General features: G+C 76.8%; 14 protein-coding genes and 1 pseudogene. 11 read left to right on the plus strand and 4 right to left on the minus strand.

Features of this window, described 5'->3' with window-relative positions; all coding sequences use genetic code 11:
- Nucleotides 1–283 precede the first annotated feature (283 nt).
- The 10 genes from LG379_RS05110 to LG379_RS05160 are packed head-to-tail and all read left to right on the plus strand — an operon-like array spanning nucleotide 284 to nucleotide 11476.
- A complete protein-coding gene (locus tag LG379_RS05110; RefSeq protein ID WP_225753516.1) occupies nucleotides 284–1966 on the plus strand; it encodes a carbamoyltransferase C-terminal domain-containing protein in 1683 nt (560 codons plus the stop codon).
- The gene (locus LG379_RS17065) at nucleotides 1963–3624 is read left to right on the plus strand and encodes an HAD-IIIA family hydrolase (protein ID WP_370634431.1); all 1662 of its coding nucleotides are present in this window, start codon (nucleotides 1963–1965) and stop codon (nucleotides 3622–3624) included. The genes LG379_RS05110 and LG379_RS17065 overlap by 4 nt, the downstream gene beginning before the upstream one ends.
- Complete coding sequence (locus LG379_RS05125; protein WP_225753517.1) at nucleotides 3621–4769, plus strand: glycosyltransferase family 9 protein; 1149 nt, start codon at nucleotides 3621–3623, stop codon at nucleotides 4767–4769. Before LG379_RS17065 ends, LG379_RS05125 begins: the two co-directional genes overlap by 4 nt.
- Entirely contained in the window at nucleotides 4766–5824 is a 1059-nt protein-coding gene (locus LG379_RS05130; protein ID WP_225753518.1) for a glycosyltransferase, read from the plus strand. The genes LG379_RS05125 and LG379_RS05130 overlap by 4 nt, the downstream gene beginning before the upstream one ends.
- Nucleotides 5821–7140 carry a glycosyltransferase gene (locus LG379_RS05135; RefSeq protein WP_225753519.1) on the plus strand — a complete coding sequence of 440 codons (1320 nt, stop codon included), beginning with the start codon at nucleotides 5821–5823 and terminating at the stop codon, nucleotides 7138–7140. The genes LG379_RS05130 and LG379_RS05135 overlap by 4 nt, the downstream gene beginning before the upstream one ends.
- A complete protein-coding gene (locus LG379_RS05140) occupies nucleotides 7137–7790 on the plus strand; it encodes an SIS domain-containing protein (protein WP_225753520.1) in 654 nt (217 codons plus the stop codon). Before LG379_RS05135 ends, LG379_RS05140 begins: the two co-directional genes overlap by 4 nt.
- Entirely contained in the window at nucleotides 7787–9295 is a 1509-nt protein-coding gene (locus tag LG379_RS05145) for a PfkB family carbohydrate kinase (RefSeq protein ID WP_225753521.1), read from the plus strand. The genes LG379_RS05140 and LG379_RS05145 overlap by 4 nt, the downstream gene beginning before the upstream one ends.
- 57 nt (nucleotides 9296–9352) lie before the next feature.
- Nucleotides 9353–10072 carry an SDR family oxidoreductase gene (locus LG379_RS05150; RefSeq protein ID WP_225753522.1) on the plus strand — a complete coding sequence of 240 codons (720 nt, stop codon included), beginning with the start codon at nucleotides 9353–9355 and terminating at the stop codon, nucleotides 10070–10072.
- Nucleotides 10069–11082: a glycosyltransferase family 9 protein gene (locus LG379_RS05155; protein WP_225753523.1), complete on the plus strand. Its 1014-nt coding sequence runs from the start codon at nucleotides 10069–10071 to the stop codon at nucleotides 11080–11082. The genes LG379_RS05150 and LG379_RS05155 overlap by 4 nt, the downstream gene beginning before the upstream one ends.
- A 13-nt stretch (nucleotides 11083–11095) precedes the next feature.
- Entirely contained in the window at nucleotides 11096–11476 is a 381-nt protein-coding gene (locus LG379_RS05160; RefSeq protein ID WP_225753524.1) for a VOC family protein, read from the plus strand.
- A 13-nt stretch (nucleotides 11477–11489) separates the two neighbouring features.
- On the opposite strand, the gene LG379_RS16930 is transcribed toward LG379_RS05160, so the two are convergent.
- The 4 genes and pseudogenes from LG379_RS16930 to LG379_RS05180 all read right to left on the minus strand — a co-directional run bounded on the left by LG379_RS16930 (nucleotide 11490) and on the right by LG379_RS05180 (nucleotide 15698).
- Nucleotides 11490–12152, minus strand: a complete 663-nt coding sequence (locus LG379_RS16930; protein WP_370634456.1) for a PP2C family protein-serine/threonine phosphatase — start codon at nucleotides 12150–12152, stop codon at nucleotides 11490–11492.
- A 102-nt stretch (nucleotides 12153–12254) separates the two neighbouring features.
- Nucleotides 12255–13768: pseudogene (locus LG379_RS05170) on the minus strand (GAF domain-containing protein); the annotation flags it as partial.
- Nucleotides 13735–14724, minus strand: coding sequence for a UDP-glucuronic acid decarboxylase family protein (locus LG379_RS05175; protein ID WP_225753525.1), 990 nt, complete (start codon nucleotides 14722–14724; stop codon nucleotides 13735–13737). The gene LG379_RS05175 and the pseudogene LG379_RS05170, both read right to left, overlap by 34 nt.
- Nucleotides 14724–15698 carry a glycosyltransferase family 2 protein gene (locus LG379_RS05180; RefSeq protein ID WP_225753526.1) on the minus strand — a complete coding sequence of 325 codons (975 nt, stop codon included), beginning with the start codon at nucleotides 15696–15698 and terminating at the stop codon, nucleotides 14724–14726. Before LG379_RS05180 ends, LG379_RS05175 begins: the two co-directional genes overlap by 1 nt.
- Before the next feature lie 91 nt (nucleotides 15699–15789).
- On the opposite strand from LG379_RS05180, the gene LG379_RS05185 reads away from it, so the two are divergent.
- A complete protein-coding gene (locus tag LG379_RS05185; RefSeq protein WP_225753527.1) occupies nucleotides 15790–16872 on the plus strand; it encodes an LLM class flavin-dependent oxidoreductase in 1083 nt (360 codons plus the stop codon).
- The last annotated feature ends 11 nt before the right edge of the window (nucleotides 16873–16883 follow it).

A 16883-nucleotide genomic window follows, 5' to 3' on the forward strand; every position in this document is an offset into this window, starting at 1 on the left:
GTCAGCCGGTCGGTGGTCAGCCGGTCGGTGTCAGCCGGTCGGCGGTCGAGCTCCTGGGCGCCGTCGGGCGCTGCCACCGCACGCGCGCGCCCCGACCTGCTGCTGCGTCCGAGACCATCACGGCGCGGCCGCGTCGGCATCCCGAACGCAGCTCGGCACCCAGGCGACGCGCCGGGGATGTGGTCTCGGAACCACTTCAAGATGCGATCTAGGCGCACCCGCCCGATCGTGGCCCGGTCGGGCAGACGCTCGACGCTCCGAGGAGAAGGGGACTCCGCGACCCATGCGTGTGCTGGGCGTCAACGCCATCTACCACGACCCTTCCGCCGCCCTGGTGGTCGACGGCACGGTCGTCGCGGCTGCGGAGGAGGAGCGCTTCTCGCGCCGCAAGAAGGGCAAGCGTCCCGTCCCGTTCGCCGCTTGGGAGCTCCCTGAGCTGTCGATGCGGTGGGTGCTCGACCAGGCCGGGCTGAAGCCGCAGGACCTCGACGCCGTGGCGTACTCGTTCGACCCCGCGCTGTCGAAGCCGGCCGAGGAGCTCGGCCTCCACGACCCGTGGGACCACCTGCGGATCATGTACGCGCAGCGCGCCCCCGGCTTCCTCGCCGCTGCGCTGCCCGGGCTGGACCAGTCGCGCGTCCGCTACGTCCCGCACCACGTCGCCCACGCGGCCTCGGCAGCCCTCGCGTCCCCGCACCGCCGCAGCAGCGTCCTCGTCCTCGACGGCCGGGGCGAGCGCGCCTCGCACCTGGCCGGTCGCTACGAGGACGGCCGCCTCGAGGTCCTCTTCCAGCAGGAGCTGCCGCACTCCCTCGGCCTCGTGTACGAGTCCCTCACCGAGCACCTCGGCTTCCTGCGCTCCAGCGACGAGTACAAGGTCATGGCGCTCGCCTCCTACGGCAAACCCCGCTTCCTCGAGGAGCTGCGGGAGATCATCCGCCCCACCGGCGACGGCGGCTTCCTCGCGGAGGCACCCGACTGGTCCCGCTGGGCCCCGCCCCGCGCGGCCGACGCGACCCTCAGCGAGGAGTCGTGGCGCGGTCCCCACGCCGACCTCGCCTGCTCGGTCCAGCAGCGCCTCGAGGAGGTGCTCGTCGAGCTCGCCCGCTGGGTCCACGAGCAGACGGGCGACTCGGTCCTCACGATGGCCGGCGGCACCGCCCTCAACTGCGTGGCGAACTCCCGGATCTGGCGCGAGACCGCGTTCGAGGACGTCTGGGTCCAGCCGGCCGCGGGGGACGCCGGTACGAGCCTCGGCGCCGCGCTGCAGGTCTCCGCCGACGGCGGCGAGGTGCCCGAGCCGATGCCCGGCGCCGACCTCGGGCGCGAGTGGTCCGACGACGAGCTCGCCGCGTGGCTGCGCAGCGCCGCGGTGCCGTTCACCACCCCGGAGGACCTCGGCGGCGAGGTCGCGGACGTCCTGGCCCGCAACGGGGTCATCGCGTGGTTCGACGGCCGCAGCGAGTTCGGCCCCCGGGCCCTCGGCCACAGGTCGCTCCTCGCGCACCCGGGCCACCCGGAGAACCTCGAGCACCTCAACGTCGTCAAGGGCCGCGAGCAGTTCCGCCCCGTGGCTCCCATGGTCCTGCTCGAGCACGCCGCCGAGATCTTCAGCGACGGTCCCATCCCGAGCGAGTACATGCTCTTCGTCCACACCGTCGACCCGGCCTGGCGCGACCGCATCCCCGCCGCCGTCCACGTCGACGGCACCGCCCGCATCCAGACCGTCGACCCGGCACGCCAGCGCCGCCTCGGGGCGACGCTCGAGGCCTTCCGTGCACGGACCGGCCTGCCCGTCGTCATCAACACGAGCCTCAACACCGCCGGGCGTCCCATGGTCGACGACCCGCGGGACGCCCTGGAGCTGTTCGGGTCCGCACCGGTGGACGCCCTCGTCCTCGGGCCCCACCTCGTCCGGCGCTCCGCGCTGTTCGCGGGAGGGGGCGAGCGGGGGGGCGAGCGATGACGACCGCCCCGCGCCACCGGGCCACGGCTCCCACGCCGGCCCGGGTCGCCGTCGTGCTGCCCTCGATCGGGCGACCCTCCCTCGGCGTGACGCTCCGCAGCCTCGCCGGTCAGGAGGTGACGTCCGCCGCACCCGCGCCCGAGGTCGTCGTCGTCGCCGACGACCGGCGCCTCGACCTCGACGGCGATCCGGCGACCTGGCCCGCGCCGCTCGACGTGGCGTCCCTCGTGCCCGGGGCGCCGTGGCCCGTCGTCGTCGTCCGCACCGGGGGGCGGGGCCCGGCGGCCGCCCGCAACGCCGGGTGGCGCGCGGCGACGGCGCCCTGGGTGGCGTTCGTCGACGACGACGTCGTCCTGCCCGCAGGCTGGCTCCAGGGCCTCGCGCGAGACCTCGCCGCGGCCGGCCCGGATGTCGGCGCCGTGCAGGGCCGGCTCGAGGTCCCCCTGCCGGCGCACCGCCGACCCACCGACTGGGAGCGCAGCACCCGCGGCCTGGAGGACGCCCGCTGGGCGACCGCCGACATGGCCTACCGGCGCGAGGCGCTCGAGGCCGTCCACGGTTTCGACGAGCGCTTCCCGCGCGCCTACCGCGAGGACGCCGACCTCGCGCTGCGCGTGCGGGGCGCCGGCTGGCGGCTCGAGCGCGGCGACCGGGTGACCACCCACCCGGTGCGCCCGGCCGACGACGCCGTGAGCGTCCGCGTCCAGGCGGGGACCGCCGACGACGCCCTCATGCGCGCCCTGCACGGGCCCCGCTGGCGCGAGATCGCGGAGACCGGTCGCGGCCGGCTCCCGTGGCACGTCGCGACGGTCGGCGCCGCGGCGCTCGCCGCCGGGGGCGGGCTGCTGCGTCGCCGCTCCCTGGCCGCCGCCGGCGCGACGGCGTGGCTCGCACTCTTCGCCGAATTCGCGCGCGTCCGCCTGCAGCCGGGGCCGCGCCCGGGGGAGGAGGGCTGGTCCGAGGAGTGGCGCCGCATGCTCCTCACCAGCGCGCAGATCCCCTTCGCCGCCGTGCGGCACCGGGTCGTGGGCACGCTCGCGCACGGCGGGGTGCTGGGCCGACCGGCCACTGCGCCCCCGTGGCCGCTGCCCGTCGCCGCGGTCCTCTTCGACCGGGACGGCACCCTCGTGCACGACGTCCCGTACAACGGCGACCCGGACCAGGTGCGGGTCGTCGACGGCGCCCGCGAGGTGCTCGACGCGCTGCGTACCCGGGGCGTCCGGGTCGGCGTCGTGACGAACCAGTCCGGCATCGCCCGCGGGATCGTGACCGCGGAGCAGGTGGCCGCCGTCAACGCGCGCATCGAGGCCGAGCTCGGCCCCTTCGACACGTGGCAGCAGTGCCCGCACGGGCCCGAGGACGCGTGCGCGTGCCGCAAGCCCGGCCCCGTCATGGTGCTGCGCGCCGCGGCCGAGCTGGGCCTGCTCCCGGCGCAGTGCGCCGTCGTCGGCGACATCGGGGCGGACATGGGTGCCGCCGCGTCCGCCGGCGCGTGCGCGGTCCTCGTGCCCACCCCGGTGACCCGCGAGGCCGAGGTCGCGGAGGCTCCCCTCGTCGCGGCCGGCCTCGCCGAGGCCGTGGAGCTCCTCGGCCTGGGCGCCGAGGGGGACGTCCCGCGCGCCGGCGCGCCGGTCGAGCCGGGGGAGGTCGCGGCGTGAGCGGCCGGAGGCAGGGCGCAGGCGAGCGCGTCCTCGTCGTCCGCCTCGACAGCGACGGCGACGTCCTGCTCGCCGGTCCCGCCGTGCGGGCGCTCGCGGCCGACGACGGCGTGGCGCAGGTCGACCTGCTCGTCTCCCCGGCGGGCCGGCACGCCGCCGAGCTCCTGCCCGGCGTCGGCGAGGTCCTCGCCTTCGCGGCGCCCTGGTCCGGCTCCCGCCCCCCGCCGGTGGACGCCGCGGCGGTGCAGGCGCTCGTCGCGGACCTCGCCGAGCGGGCGTACGACCGCTGCCTCGTGCTCACCTCGTTCCACCAGAGCCCGCTGCCCATGGCGCTGCTGGCCCGGCTCGCCGGCGTGCCGTTCGTCGCAGGGACCAGCGAGGACTACCCCGGCGCGCTGCTCGACGTGCGGCACCGGCGTCCGCACGGCCTGCACGAGGTCGAGGCCGCGCTGGACCTGGTCCGGGCGACGGGCGTCGCGGTGGCGTCCGGCACGCACCCGCTCGCGGTGCGCGGACCGCTGCCCGACGTCGCAGCGCTCGTCGGCACCGGTGCGGTGGCCGGCCCCGACGGCCACCCGGGGAGCGGACGCCCGTACGTCGTCCTGCACCCCGGGGCGTCGGTGCCGTCGCGCGCGCTCTCGGGACAGCACGCGGCCGCGATCGCGCGGGCCCTCGCCGACGCCGGGCACGGGGTCGTCGTCACGGGCGGCCCGGGCGAGACCGGGCTGACCGCGGCGGTGGTGGCTGCGGCGACGCAGGCTGGTCCCGCCGCGACGCGGACGCCGCCCGTCGTGGACCTCGGCGGCCGCACGACGTTCGCGGAGCTGGCGGCCGTGCTGGCGGGCGCGTCGTGCGTCGTCGTCGGCAACACCGGGCCGGCCCACCTCGCGGCCGCCGTCGGCACGCCCGTCGTCTCGCTCTTCTCGCCCGTCGTCCCCGCCGACCGCTGGGCGCCCTGGGGCGTCCCGACCGTCCTGCTCGGCGACCAGGCCGCGCCGTGCCGCGACACCCGGGCGCGCGAGTGCCCGGTCGCGGGCCACCCGTGCCTGACGTCGGTGGCGCCGTCGGAGGTGGTCGACGCCGTCGCCGCGCTCACCGGGCGCCCCGCCGGCGTCGCCGACGTGGTCGTGGAGGCGGGCGCATGAGGGTCCTCGTGTGGCACGTCCACGGCTCCTGGACGACGTCGTTCGTCCAGGGGACCGACGAGTACCTGCTGCCGGTCGTCCCCGACCGCGGGCCGGAGGGCCGCGGTCGCGCCCGGACCTGGGACTGGCCGGCCAACGCTCGGGAGGTGACGCCCGAGCAGCTGCGGGACGAGGAGGTCGACGTCGTCGTCCTCCAGCGGCCCGAGGACCTCGAGCTCGCCGAGCGGTGGACCGGCCGACGCCCGGGCGTGGACCTGCCGGCCGTCTACGTCGAGCACAACGCGCCCCCGGAGCACGCCGCCCGGACCCGCCACCCGCTCGCCGACCGGCGGGACGTCCCCGTCGCGCACGTCACGGCGTTCAACCGGCTCATGTGGGACTGCGGCATCGCGCCGACCACGGTGGTCGACCACGGCATCGTCGACCCCGGCCACCGGTGGACGGGCGAGCGGGAGCGGCTCGGGGTCGTCGTCAACGAGCCGATCCGCCGGTGGCGCGTCGCGGGGACCGACATCGTCCTCGACGTCGCGACCCGGCTGCCGGTCGACGTCTACGGCATGGGGATGGCCGCTCTCGAGGAGGCCGCGCAGCGCTGGGGCAGCGAGCCGGGGGACCGTGACGGGCCCGGTGCCGCGGGGGGCGAGCGGCGGGAGACCTCCGGTCGCCGTGCCGGTCACGGACGGCGACCGGGACCGGACCTCGTCACGCACGACGACGTCCCCCAGGCCGCCATGCACGACCTCCTCGCGCGGGACCGCGCCTACCTGCACCCGTACCGCTGGACGAGCCTCGGCCTGTCGCTGCTCGAGGCGATGGCCCTGGGCCTGCCGGTCCTCGCGCTGTCGACGACGGAGGCCCCCGAGGCGGTCCCGCCGACGGCCGGCGTCGTCACCAACGACGTCGACGCGCTCGTCGCCGCCGGACGCCGGTGGGTCCGCGACCCCGACGAGGCGCGCGAGCGCGGCCTCGCCGCCCGCGAGCACGTCCTCGCCCACTACGGCCTGGAGCGCTTCCTCGCCGACTGGCAGTCCCTGCTGAAGGAGGTCACGCGATGAGGATCGCCCTCGTCTCCGAGCACGCGAGCCCGCTGGCAACCCTCGGCGGGGTCGACGCCGGAGGTCAGAACGTCCACGTCGCGGCCCTCGCCGGCGAGCTCGCCGCCCGTGGCCACGACGTAAGCGTCTACACCCGCCGCGACGACGCGGACCTGCCCGAGCGGGTCACCATGCCCGGTGGCGTCGTGGTCGTGCACGTCCCCGCGGGACCCGCCGACCACGTCCCCAAGGACGACCTCCTGCCCTGGATGGCCGACTTCGGCCGCTGGCTCGCGGCCGACTGGGAGCGGCACGGCATCCCCGACGTCGTCCACGCCCACTTCTGGATGTCCGGGCTCGCCGCGCTCCAGGCCGCCCGCGCGATGCCTCGGCCGGTGCCGGTGGTGCAGACGTTCCACGCCCTCGGCTCCGTCAAGCGGCGGCACCAGGGCGCGGCGGACACGTCGCCGTCCGGCCGGGTCGAGACCGAGGCGACCCTGGGGCGGTCGGTCGATCTGGTCATCGCCACGTGCACGGACGAGGTGGCGGAGCTGCGACGCCTCGGGATCCCGGCGGAGCGCGTGACCGTCGTGCCGTGCGGGGTCGACCGCGACCGCTTCCTGCCCGCCGACCCCCGGCACGGCCGTCGCGTGGACCCGGCCGACGCCGACGGTGCCGCCGCCGCACGCTTCCGGCTCCTGTGCCTCGGGCGTCTCGTGGAGCGCAAGGGCGTCGGGACCGCCGTCGAGGCCCTGGCCGCGCTGCCGGACGCCGAGCTCGTCATCGCGGGCGGCCCGTCCGCGGAGGAGGTCGACCAGGACCCCGAGGCCCGCCGGCTCGCCGCCCTCGCGGACGAGCTCGGCGTGCGCGACCGCGTCCGCTTCGTGGGCAGCGTCGCGCGCGACGAGGTCCCCGCGCTCATCCGCAGCGCCGACGTCGTCGTCGCGACGCCCTGGTACGAGCCGTTCGGCATCGTCCCGCTCGAGGCGGCGGCGTGCGGCCGACCGCTCGTCGGCTCCGCGGTGGGCGGCCTGCTCGACAGCGTCCAGCACGGCGTCACGGGGCTGCTCGTCCCGCCCCGGGACCCGGGGGCGCTGGCGCAGGCGGTCCGCGGCCTCCTCGACGACCCGGCGGCGCGGCAGCGCATGGGGGCCGCGGCGCGTCGACGGGTGGTGGAGCTGTTCGGCTGGGACTGCGTCGCGCGGGACACCGAGACGGCCTACCGCAGCCTGGTCGAGGCACGGGGCGGCCACCACGGGAGCGGCGCGGACCGGCGGCGCGCGGGCCGGCGGACGGACAGGCAGCGGGACGACATGGTGGGGGTGAGGGCCGTATGAGCAGCTGGATCGAGGACCACACGGACGAGCTGGCGGGCGCCCTCGCGGCGCTGCGCGAGCAGTCGGACGTCGTCGACGCGTGGGGCACCCACCTCGCCGACGTCCTCTGGGACGGCGGACGGCTCCTCGCCGCCGGAAACGGGGGCAGCGCCGCGGAGGCGCAGCACCTCACGGCCGAGCTCGTCGGCCGCTTCCTCGCCGAGCGACGCCCGCTCAGCGCGATCGCGCTGTCCGCGGAGACGTCGAGCCTCACGGCCATCGTCAACGACTACGGCGCCGAGGAGATGTTCGCGCGCCAGGTCGAGGCCCACGGCCGGCCCGGCGACGTGCTCGTGCTGCTGTCCACGTCCGGCAAGAGCCCCAACGTGCTGCGCGCCGCGGAGCGGGCGCGTGACGCGGGCGTCACCGTGTGGGGGCTGACCGGCGCCGGGCCCAACCCGCTGACCCGCCTGTGCGACGACGCGATCGCGGTGCCCGCACCCTCGACGGCCGCGGTGCAGGCCGTCCACCTCGTCGCCGTGCACGGCGTCTGCGCCGCGGTCGACGCGCGGGTGGGCGTGCTCAGCGAGCACCCGCGGGTCGGCGTCCGGGCGGACCGCGACCGCCCGGGGCTGCGCGTCACCACCCGACGGGCCAGGAGGACGGCATGAGCGCGGGCCAGGGCCCCGACGGGCGCCCGCACGTCGTCGTCGTCGGTGACGTCGTCCTGGACCAGGACGTCGACGGGCGCACCGAGCGCCTGTGCCCGGACGCGCCCGTCCCCGTCCTCGACGTCACGGCACGCCGCACGAGCCCCGGCGGCGCGGGGCTCACCGCGCTGCTCGTCGCTGCGTCGGGCGCGCGCGTCACCCTCGTCGCGCCCGTCGCGACCGACGACGGCGGCCGCACGATCCTCGAGCACCTCGGCGCACGGATGGCCGTGCTGCCGCTGGGCCACGCCGGCGGGACGCGGCGCAAGATCCGCATCCGCAGTGCCGGGCAGTCGCTGGTCCGCGTCGACGACGGCGGGCCCGGCTCGCCCACCGAGGTCCCGGTGGACCGGCTGCGCGAGCTGCTCGCGTCCGCCGACGTCGTGCTGGTGTCCGACTACGGCGCCGGCACGACCCGCGACGCGGTGGTGCGCCGGCTGCTCACCGAGACCGCCCGCCACCGCCCGGTCGTGTGGGACCCGCACCCCAAGGGCGGTGACCCGGTCCCCGGCGTCGCCGTCGCGACGCCCAACGCCGCCGAGGCGCGGGGCGCCGTCGCCGACCTGCCCGACGCCGCGTGCCTCGCGACGGAGGACGTCATGGCGTCCCGCCTGCGCGCCCGCTGGGACGCCGCGGCCGTGTGCGTGACGTCCGGCTCGACCGGCGCGTTCGTCGCGAGCTCCGGCTCCGAGCCGCTGTTCGTGCCTGCCCCCGCCGTGAGCGGCGGCGACCCCTGCGGCGCCGGTGACCGCTTCGCGGCCACGGTCGCCGTGGTGCTCGCGCGCGGCGGCTCCGTGGGCGAGGCCGTGGGGGCCGCCGTCCAGGACGCCTCGCAGTGGGTCGCCGACGGCGGCGCGGAGGGCTACCGGCAGCGCGCCGACCGTGCCGGTCAGGTCGGCGCACCGGCCGGCCCCGCGCCGGCGCGCGGCGGCGGCGACCTCGCGACGGCCGACGTCGGTGACGCGGACGGTGACGACGGGCCCGCGCTCCGGGCCGTGCCGGGCGAGGGCGAGGACCTCGCCGCACTGGCGGCACGCCTGCGGTCCGGCGGTCGCCGCCTCGTGGCCACCGGCGGGTGCTTCGACATCGTCCACGCGGGCCACGTCGCGACGCTGCAGGCCGCGCGCCGGCTCGGCGACGTGCTCGTCGTGCTCGTCAACTCCGACGAGTCCGTGCGCCGGCTCAAGGGCCCGTCGCGCCCCGTCGTCACCGCCCGGGACCGGGCCCGCGTGCTCGAGGCGTTCGACTGCGTCGACGCCGTCGTCGTGTTCGAGGAGGACGACCCGCGCGCCGCGCTCGCACAGCTGCGGCCCGACGTCTGGGCCAAGGGCGGCGACTACGGCGACGCCGAGCTGCCCGAGGCGACGGTCGTCCGTCAGCACGGGGGGCGCGTCGTCCTCCTGCCGTACCTGGGCGGACGGTCGACGACGTCGATCCTCGCCCGGTCCGCCTCGCTCACCGCCTGACACCCGGCACGCCCCGGCCGCGCGGCCGGACCCGACCACCGACCCGGAAGGACCCTCGTGACCACGAGCACCACCAGCCCGCCCACCCCCCGCACCGTCGGCACCGTCTACATCACCGGCGGGGCCAGCGGCCTCGGGGCCGCCGTCGTCGACGCCGTGCTCGCGGCCGGCGGCACGCCCGCCGTGCTGGACCGCGTCCCGCCGCAGCAGGACGGCGTGGCGCACGTCGAGGTGGACCTCTCCGACTCGGCCGCTGCCGAGGAGGCCGTCGCGCGCCTCGTCGAGCAGGTCGGACCGCCCACCGCCGTCGTCACCGCGGCGGGGACCGACGCGTGCGGGCCGCTCACCGAGATCGACACCGAGACGTGGGAGAAGGTCGTCCGCGTCAACCTCTTCGGGACGGTCGCCGTCGTCCGCGCCGCCCTCCCGCACCTCGAGGCGGTCCGGGGGACGGTCGTGACGGTCGGGTCGACGCTGTCGCTGCGCGGCATGAGCGACGCCACGGCCTACAGCGCCTCCAAGTTCGCCGTCCGCGGGTTCACCCACGCCCTGGCGGCGGAGTACGCCGGACGCGTCGGCGTCACCCTGCTCATCCCCGGCGGCATGCGGACCGCGTTCTTCGACGGGCGCACCGAGCAGTACAAGCCGGGCCCGGACGCGGACCTCAACGACCCCCGCCACACCGCCGCGACCGTCGTCACGGCGCTGCAGCAGCCCGTCGGGTCGGAGATCCGCGAGATGCTCGTCATGGCGTCGGGCGAGTCGTCCTGGCCGTGAGCGATGCCGCGTCGGCGCCGGCGACCGTCCTGGTCCTGCGCGCGCTGGGGCTCGGCGACGCACTCACCGGCGTCCCCGCCCTGCGCGGTCTGCGCCGGGCGTTCCCGGACCACCGGCTCGTGCTCGCGGCCCCCGCGGGCCTCGGCGGGTGGCTGCGGGACCTCGGCGTGGTCGACGCGGTCCTGCCCGCGTCCGGCGTGCGGGCCGTCGAGCCGCTGGACCCGGCCCTCGTGGCCGAGGTCGTGGGCGGTCCGCCCGCGGTCGCCGTCAACCTCCACGGGCGCGGTCCCCAGAGCCACCGGGTGCTGGCGGCGACGGAACCGGGTCGGCTGCTGGCCTTCGCCGCCGACGGGTTCCCGGACGGTCCCGCGTGGGACGAGGACGAGCACGAGGTCGAGCGGTGGTGCCGCCTGGTGCGGGCGACGACGGGTGCATCGTGCGGGCCGGAGGACCTGAGGCTCGACCTCCGGCTCGACCCCCGCCCCGACCTGCCGGCCGCCGCGCTGCGGGCGGAGGACGGCGACGGCGCCGTCGTCCTCCACCCGGGCGCGGCGTCGGGGTCCCGGCGGTGGCCGGCGGACCGGTGGGCGCACCTCGCCGACCGCCTGGTCCGCGCCGGCCGCCGCGTCGTGGTCACCGGCGGGTCGGACGAGATCGCCCTCGCGGAGTCGCTCGTGCTGGGCCTGCCCGCGGAGCGCGCGGTCGTCACCGCGGGCCGGCTCGACCTGCCCGGCCTCGCCGACGTCGTCGCGCGCGCCGCGCTCGTCGTCTGCGGGGACACCGGGGTCGCGCACGTCGCGACGGCCGCGGGGACCTCGTCCGTCCTCCTCTTCGGCCCGACGCCGCCGCACCGCTGGGGCCCGGCGACCGACGTCGCGCGCCACCGCGTGCTCCACCGCGGCGACCCGGACCGGCCCGGAGACCCGCACGGCGACGAGCCCGACCCGGCTCTGCTGGCGCTGACCCTCGACGAGGTGCACGCTGCGGTCGAGGAGATGCTCACGACCTGACGGGGGAGCGCTGATGAGTGCGACGGAGCCCACCTTCCAGCTGCGCGCGACGGTCCTCGGGGCACGCGACCCCGAGCGGCTGGGTCGGTTCTGGGCCGAGCTGCTCGGCTGGGAGCTGTTCGTCGACGACGAGACGTGGTGCCGCGTCCGCCCCGCGTCCGGGCAGCCGGGGCTCTCCGTCCAGCGGGAGGAGCTCCACGTTCCGCCCGCGTGGCCGGCCGGCGACGGGGAGCAGCAGATGCAGATGCACCTCGACGTGCAGGTCGACGACGTCGACGCGGCCGTCCGCCGCGCGCTCGAGCTCGGCGCGACGCTCGAGGACCACCAGCCCCAGGAGGACAACCGCGTCCTGCGGGACCCGGAGGGCCACCTGTTCTGCCTGTTCCTGACCTAGGAGCCAGGCGCCCTCAGCCCAGGCGGTGCAGGGCGACGAGCGTCACGTCGTCGTCGGTCAGGGGCGCGCCGGCGAGCAGCGCGTCGCACATGCGCTCGGGGTCCCGGGGTGCCGCCCGCACGTGGTCCTGGAGCTCCCGGAGCGACTCGCTCAGCGGCCGGCGGCGCTGCTCGACCAGCCCGTCCGTGTACAGCAGGATGGCGTCGCCGGGCTCGAGGTCGACCGTGTGCACCTCGTGCGTCGGGTGCACGCCGAGCCCGAGCGCCGGCCCGCGGGCCTGGTCCAGGAGCACAGCGCCGCCTCGCGTGCGCAGGACGGGCGGGGGGTGCCCGGCCGACACGACGGTGGTCCGGCCCGTGCCCGGCTCCAGCTCGACCGCGGTGACGGTCGCCAGCTCGCCCGGCAGCAGCTCGGCGATGAGCCCGCCGAGCCGCTCCAGGGCACCCGCAGCGCCGCCCGTGTCGATGAGGTAGGCCCGCAGCGCGTGCCGCAGCTGGGCGGTGACGGCGGCCATGCCCATGCCGTGCCCGGCGACGTCCCCGACCATGAGGACGAGCCGCCCGTCGGGCATCGACGTCACGTCGAACCAGTCGCCGCCCACGGCGTCCGAGCCGCTGGGGCGGTAGCGGCTGCTGAGGCCGTACCCGTCCGGCACCGGCGGCCGGGTCGTCAGCATGAGCTGCTGCAACGCACCGGCCAGTCGCGCGTCCTCCGCGGAACGCCGCGCGAGGACGTCCCCGACGGTCGTGGCGAGCCGCTCCGCGGCCTCCACCTCGGCGGCGTCGAACGGCACGGACGTGCCGCGGACCTGCTCCACGTAGGTCTCGAACGACGCCCGCGGGGTCAGGCGCAGCCCGCTCGGCGTCGCCTCCAGCCCTTCTCCTGCGGGTCGCCCGCCCAGCGCACCTCGGCGAGCACCTCGGGCTGGAACCACACGAGGGCGTCACCCCCGGAGCCGGACAGGACGGGCAGCGCGAGCACCCCGCTCGCGGCGGGCGCGAGACGGTCGGCCAGCGCGCCGTCGTCGGCGCCGCGACCGTCGCGGTCCAGGAGCGTGCCGACCGACGTGCTGACCACCGTCGTCCGGTGGCCCGTCGGCCACAGCCGCGCCAGCAGCGCCTGGACGTCGGCGGTCTCCGGGGTGCGCCCCAGCAGCACGGTGCGGCCGTTGAGCCGGACCATCGCGCCGGTGGCGCCGTCGACGAGCTCGAGCAGCAGCCCGTCGCGGGTCAGTGCCGTGAGGGGCTCGCGGTCGTGCGTGCCCACGACGGCAGCCAGGTTGCTCGCGGTGGCGCTGACGCCGAGGGAGCCGAGGTAGCGACGCCGGTGCTCGTCGCCCTCCAGCAGCACGCTGGCGGTACGTCCCAGGAACTCCGCGGCCCCGCGCTCGGCCTGCGTCGGGTAGTGCGGGCCGGCGTAGTGGTGGCACGCGATGAGGCCCCACAGCCGCCCGTGGGTGATGAGGGAGATCGACATCGAGGCGGCGACGCCCATGTTCGCCAGGTACTGCAGGTGCACGGGAGACACGCTGCGCAGCGCCGACGCCGAGAGGTCCAGCGGGGCTCCGGTCACGGGGTGGAACGACGGCACGAGCGGGCTGGGCGTGTACGCCGCGTCCGGGATGGACCGCAGCCACTGCGCCGTGTAGAGCTCCCGCGCCTGGGCCGGGATGTCGGAGGCGGGGAACCGCAGGCCGAGGTACGGGTCCAGGCCGAGGTCGGGGCGGGTCTCCTCCGCGACGACCGTGCCGTTCCACTGCTCGTCGAACCGGTAGACCATGACCCGGTCGAAGCCCGTCAGCTCCCGCACCTCGCGCGCGATGATCTGCGTCAGGGCCGGCCCCGTCCCGGCCTCCTGGAGCGCACGCAGCGAGGCGCGGGCCTGGACGGCGACCTCCTCCGGCGCGTCGGCGGCCGGCTCCAGCTCGACGACGACGAGCCCGTCCCGCTCGTGCCCGAGCGCGTCGAACACCCGGCGCACGCCACCGCCGACGACGTGCAGGCGGCGCGGCTCGGAGGGGTCGAGGGACCTCAGGCCGTCGCGCGGCCAGCTCTGGCCGAACAGGTCCGGCAGCCGGGTGCCGAGCAGGTCCTCCGGCCGCCGGCCGAGGTGCTGCTGGACGCTCGCGGACGCGACGACGACGTCGAGCGCGGCGGCGTGCGCCGCGAGCAGGACCCCGTGCGGCTGGATCGAGCCGGGGATGCGGATGGGCTCGTCGGCGCAGGCGGCGACGAGGGCCTCGAGCTGGTCGGTCCCGGTCACGCGGACGTCGCCAGCTCCTGGCGGAACCACGCGACGGTCCGGACCAGGCCCTCACGCCAGTCGACCTCCGGTTCCCAGCCGAGCAGCTGCTGCGCCTTGGTGGTGTCGGGCCGGCGCACCGTCGGGTCGTCGACGGGCCGCTCGATGAACTCGATGGTCGAGCGCGAGCCGGTCGCAGCGACGACGTCCTGGGCGATCTCCAGCACCGTCCGCTCCGACGGGTTCCCGATGTTCACCGGGCCCGCCTCGCCGCTGTCCGCCAGGGCGAGGATGCCGCGCACGAGGTCGTCGACGTAGCAGACGGAGCGGGTCTGGCTGCCGTCCCCGGCCACGGTGAGCGCCTCCCCGGCGAGCGCCTGGCGGATGAAGGTCGGGATGGCGCGCCCGTCGTACGGCCGCATCCGCGGGCCGTAGGTGTTGAAGATGCGCACGATCGCCGTGTCGACGCCGTGCGTCGTGCGGTACGCCGTCGTCAGCGCCTCGGCGTAGCGCTTCGCCTCGTCGTAGACGCCGCGCGGGCCGATGGGGTTGACGTGGCCCCAGTAGTCCTCGCGCTGCGGGTGTTCCTGCGGGTCGCCGTAGACCTCCGACGTGGACGCGATGAGGAACCGCGCGCCCTTCTCCATCGCCAGCCCCAGCGCGTGCCCCGTGCCGATCGACCCCACCTTGAGCGTGTGGATCGGCAGCTGGAGATAGTCGACCGGGGAGGCGGGCGAGGCGAAGTGCAGGACGAGGTCCACGTCGCCGGGCACGTGGATGAAGTCGGTGACGTCGCAGCGCACGAGCTGGAAGCGCTCGTCGCCGAGAAGGTGCGCGACGTTGGCCGGGGACCCGGTGAGGAAGTTGTCCAGGCAGACGACCTCCCACCCGCGGGCCAGCAGCTCGGTGCACAGGTGGCTGCCGAGGAACCCGGCGCCGCCGGTCACGACTGCCCGGCCGGTCCGGCCACCGTCCGTCCTGCGGCGTGCCTCGTCGATGCTCCTCATCAGTGCCCTCCTCGGCGGTCCTCGGTCAGCTCGTCCTCGCGGGCCAGCAGGTCCAGGTCGGCCAGCACCTGCGGCGGCAGCACGCGACGGTGGCGCAGCGCCCGCGGCAGGTCCCGCAGGGCGTCGCGGGCGCCGAGGCGCAGGGCCTCGTCCCCGCCGACGACGGCGCCGCGCCAGCGGGCGGCGACGTCCGGCCAGGGCAGGCGCAGGACGGCGCTCAGCAGCGCGGACCGCGTGATGGCGCGGACACGGGCGTCGGGGGAGTGCCGCCGCGGCGAGGGGTGGTGGTGCACGACCGCGTCGGGCAGGTAGGCGAGGTCCCAGCCGGCCGCGGTGAGGTCCCACGCGACCCGCTCCTCCTCGCCGGGGAACCGCACGACGTCGTCGAACCCGCCCACCGCGAGGAAGGCGTCCCGCCGCACCATCGCCGCGCAGGCGATGAACCCGAGCACGCGGCGTCCGGGCAGCCGGTCGGTGCCGTGCAGCGGTGACCCGGCCAGCACGTCGCAGAACGGGTCGCGGCGCTCACCGGTCCCGACGAGCACGCTCGCGTTGACCAGGGCAGCCGTCGGGTGGGTCGCCAGGGCGTCCGCGGCGGTGCGCAGCGAGCCCTCGCCCCACCACGAGTCGTCGTCGGCGAACGCCACGTAGGGCGTCGCGGCCCGGCGGACCCCGATCGTGCGGGCCGCGGCACCGACGTTGCGCGGCAGCTCGACGACCTCGACGTGGGGGTGGGCGGACCGGACGGCGGCGGCGGTGCCGTCGGTCGAGCCGTTGTCGACGAGGACCACGGGAGCGCGGTGCCGACCGAGGCTCTCGAGCAGCTCGTCGCGGCGGTTCATGCTCGCGACGACGACGGTGACGCGCGGGTCCTCGGGGGCCGAGCCGGCGGCCGCGGGGTCACGCGGCGCGCGGTCACCGCCCGCGGCAGGGTCGCCGGGTGCGGGCGCGTCGGGGTCAGGGGTGTACGGCACCCCCCAGTCCTACCCGGGGTCGTCCCGCTCGGCGCGTCGATCAAGGTGGCGCCCCGGAATGCGGGTCGGCGGCGTCGTGTTCTCACCTGGCGTGAGCAGCGACGACACGCACCCCACCCCGGCCCCCGCCGCCACGGCGCCGGACGCCCCCGCCCTCCAGCTCGGCCTCAACACGTTCGGCGACGTGACGCTCGGCGCCGACGGCGCGCTCCAGCACCCCGCCGTGACCCTGCGGGAGGTCCTCGAGCAGGGTGTCGTCGCGGACCAGGCCGGCGTGGACGTCCTCGGCATCGGCGAGCACCACCGCCCCGACTTCGCGGTGACGGCGCCGGACGTCGTGCTCGCGGCGATCGCCGGGCGCACCTCGCGGCTGCGGCTCTCGTCGGCAGTCACGGTGCTGTCGAGCGACGACCCCGTGCGGGTGTACCAGCGGTTCGCGACGCTCGACGGGCTCTCGGGCGGCCGCGCCGAGGTCATCCTCGGCCGCGGGTCCTTCGTCGAGTCCTTCCCCCTCTTCGGCTACGACCTGTCCGACTACGAGGTGCTGTTCACCGAGAAGCTCGACCTCTTCAGCCACCTGCTCCGCGAGGAGCCGGTGACGTGGGCCGGCCGCACCCGGGCCGCCGTCGAGGGCATCGAGGTGCACCCGCGCACCGCGTCCGGGCACCTGACGACGTGGATCGGCGTCGGCGGGAACCCCGAGTCGGTCGTCCGGGCCGCCCGCTACGGGATGCCGCTCATGATGGCGATCATCGGCGGGCCGGCCGAGCGCTTCGTCCCGCTGGCGGACCTCTACCGCCGGGCGCTCACGGAGCTGGGCGTCGGGGACCTGCCGATGGGCGTCCACTCGCCGGGCCACGTCGCCGACTCCGACGAGCGGGCCCGCGAGGAGCTGTGGCCGCACTACGAGGCCATGTACTCCCGGATCGGCCGGGAGCGCGGCTGGGGTCCGACGACACGAGCGCAGTTCGACGCCGAGGCGGACGACGGCGCCCTGTACGTCGGCTCCCCGGAGACCGTCGCGCGGAAGATCGCCGAGACCGTCCGGGCGCTGGGGATCCGCCGGTTCGACCTCAAGTACGCGACCGGCCCGATGCCCCACGGGCAGCTGGTCCGCAGCATCGAGCTGTACGGGACCCGGGTCGGACCGATGGTCCGGGACCTGCTCGCCTGACCCGAGGCGTC

The organism is Actinotalea sp. Marseille-Q4924 (assembly GCF_916618755.1).
Classification (GTDB): Bacteria; Actinomycetota; Actinomycetes; order Actinomycetales; family Cellulomonadaceae; genus Actinotalea.

Excerpts from the sequence above, each read along its gene's own strand:
- LG379_RS05110 (WP_225753516.1), top strand. The coding sequence starts at position 284 with ATGCGTGTGCTGGGCGTCAACGCCATCTACCACGACCCTTCCGCCGCC.
- LG379_RS17065 (WP_370634431.1), top strand. The coding sequence starts at position 1,963 with ATGACGACCGCCCCGCGCCACCGGGCCACGGCTCCCACGCCGGCCCGG.
- LG379_RS05130 (WP_225753518.1), top strand. The coding sequence starts at position 4,766 with ATGAGGGTCCTCGTGTGGCACGTCCACGGCTCCTGGACGACGTCGTTC.
- LG379_RS05135 (WP_225753519.1), top strand. The coding sequence starts at position 5,821 with ATGAGGATCGCCCTCGTCTCCGAGCACGCGAGCCCGCTGGCAACCCTC.
- LG379_RS05140 (WP_225753520.1), top strand. The coding sequence starts at position 7,137 with ATGAGCAGCTGGATCGAGGACCACACGGACGAGCTGGCGGGCGCCCTC.
- LG379_RS05145 (WP_225753521.1), top strand. The coding sequence starts at position 7,787 with ATGAGCGCGGGCCAGGGCCCCGACGGGCGCCCGCACGTCGTCGTCGTC.
- LG379_RS05160 (WP_225753524.1), top strand. The coding sequence starts at position 11,096 with ATGAGTGCGACGGAGCCCACCTTCCAGCTGCGCGCGACGGTCCTCGGG.
- LG379_RS16930 (WP_370634456.1), bottom strand. The coding sequence starts at position 12,152 with ATGCTGACGACCCGGCCGCCGGTGCCGGACGGGTACGGCCTCAGCAGC.
- LG379_RS05175 (WP_225753525.1), bottom strand. The coding sequence starts at position 14,724 with ATGAGGAGCATCGACGAGGCACGCCGCAGGACGGACGGTGGCCGGACC.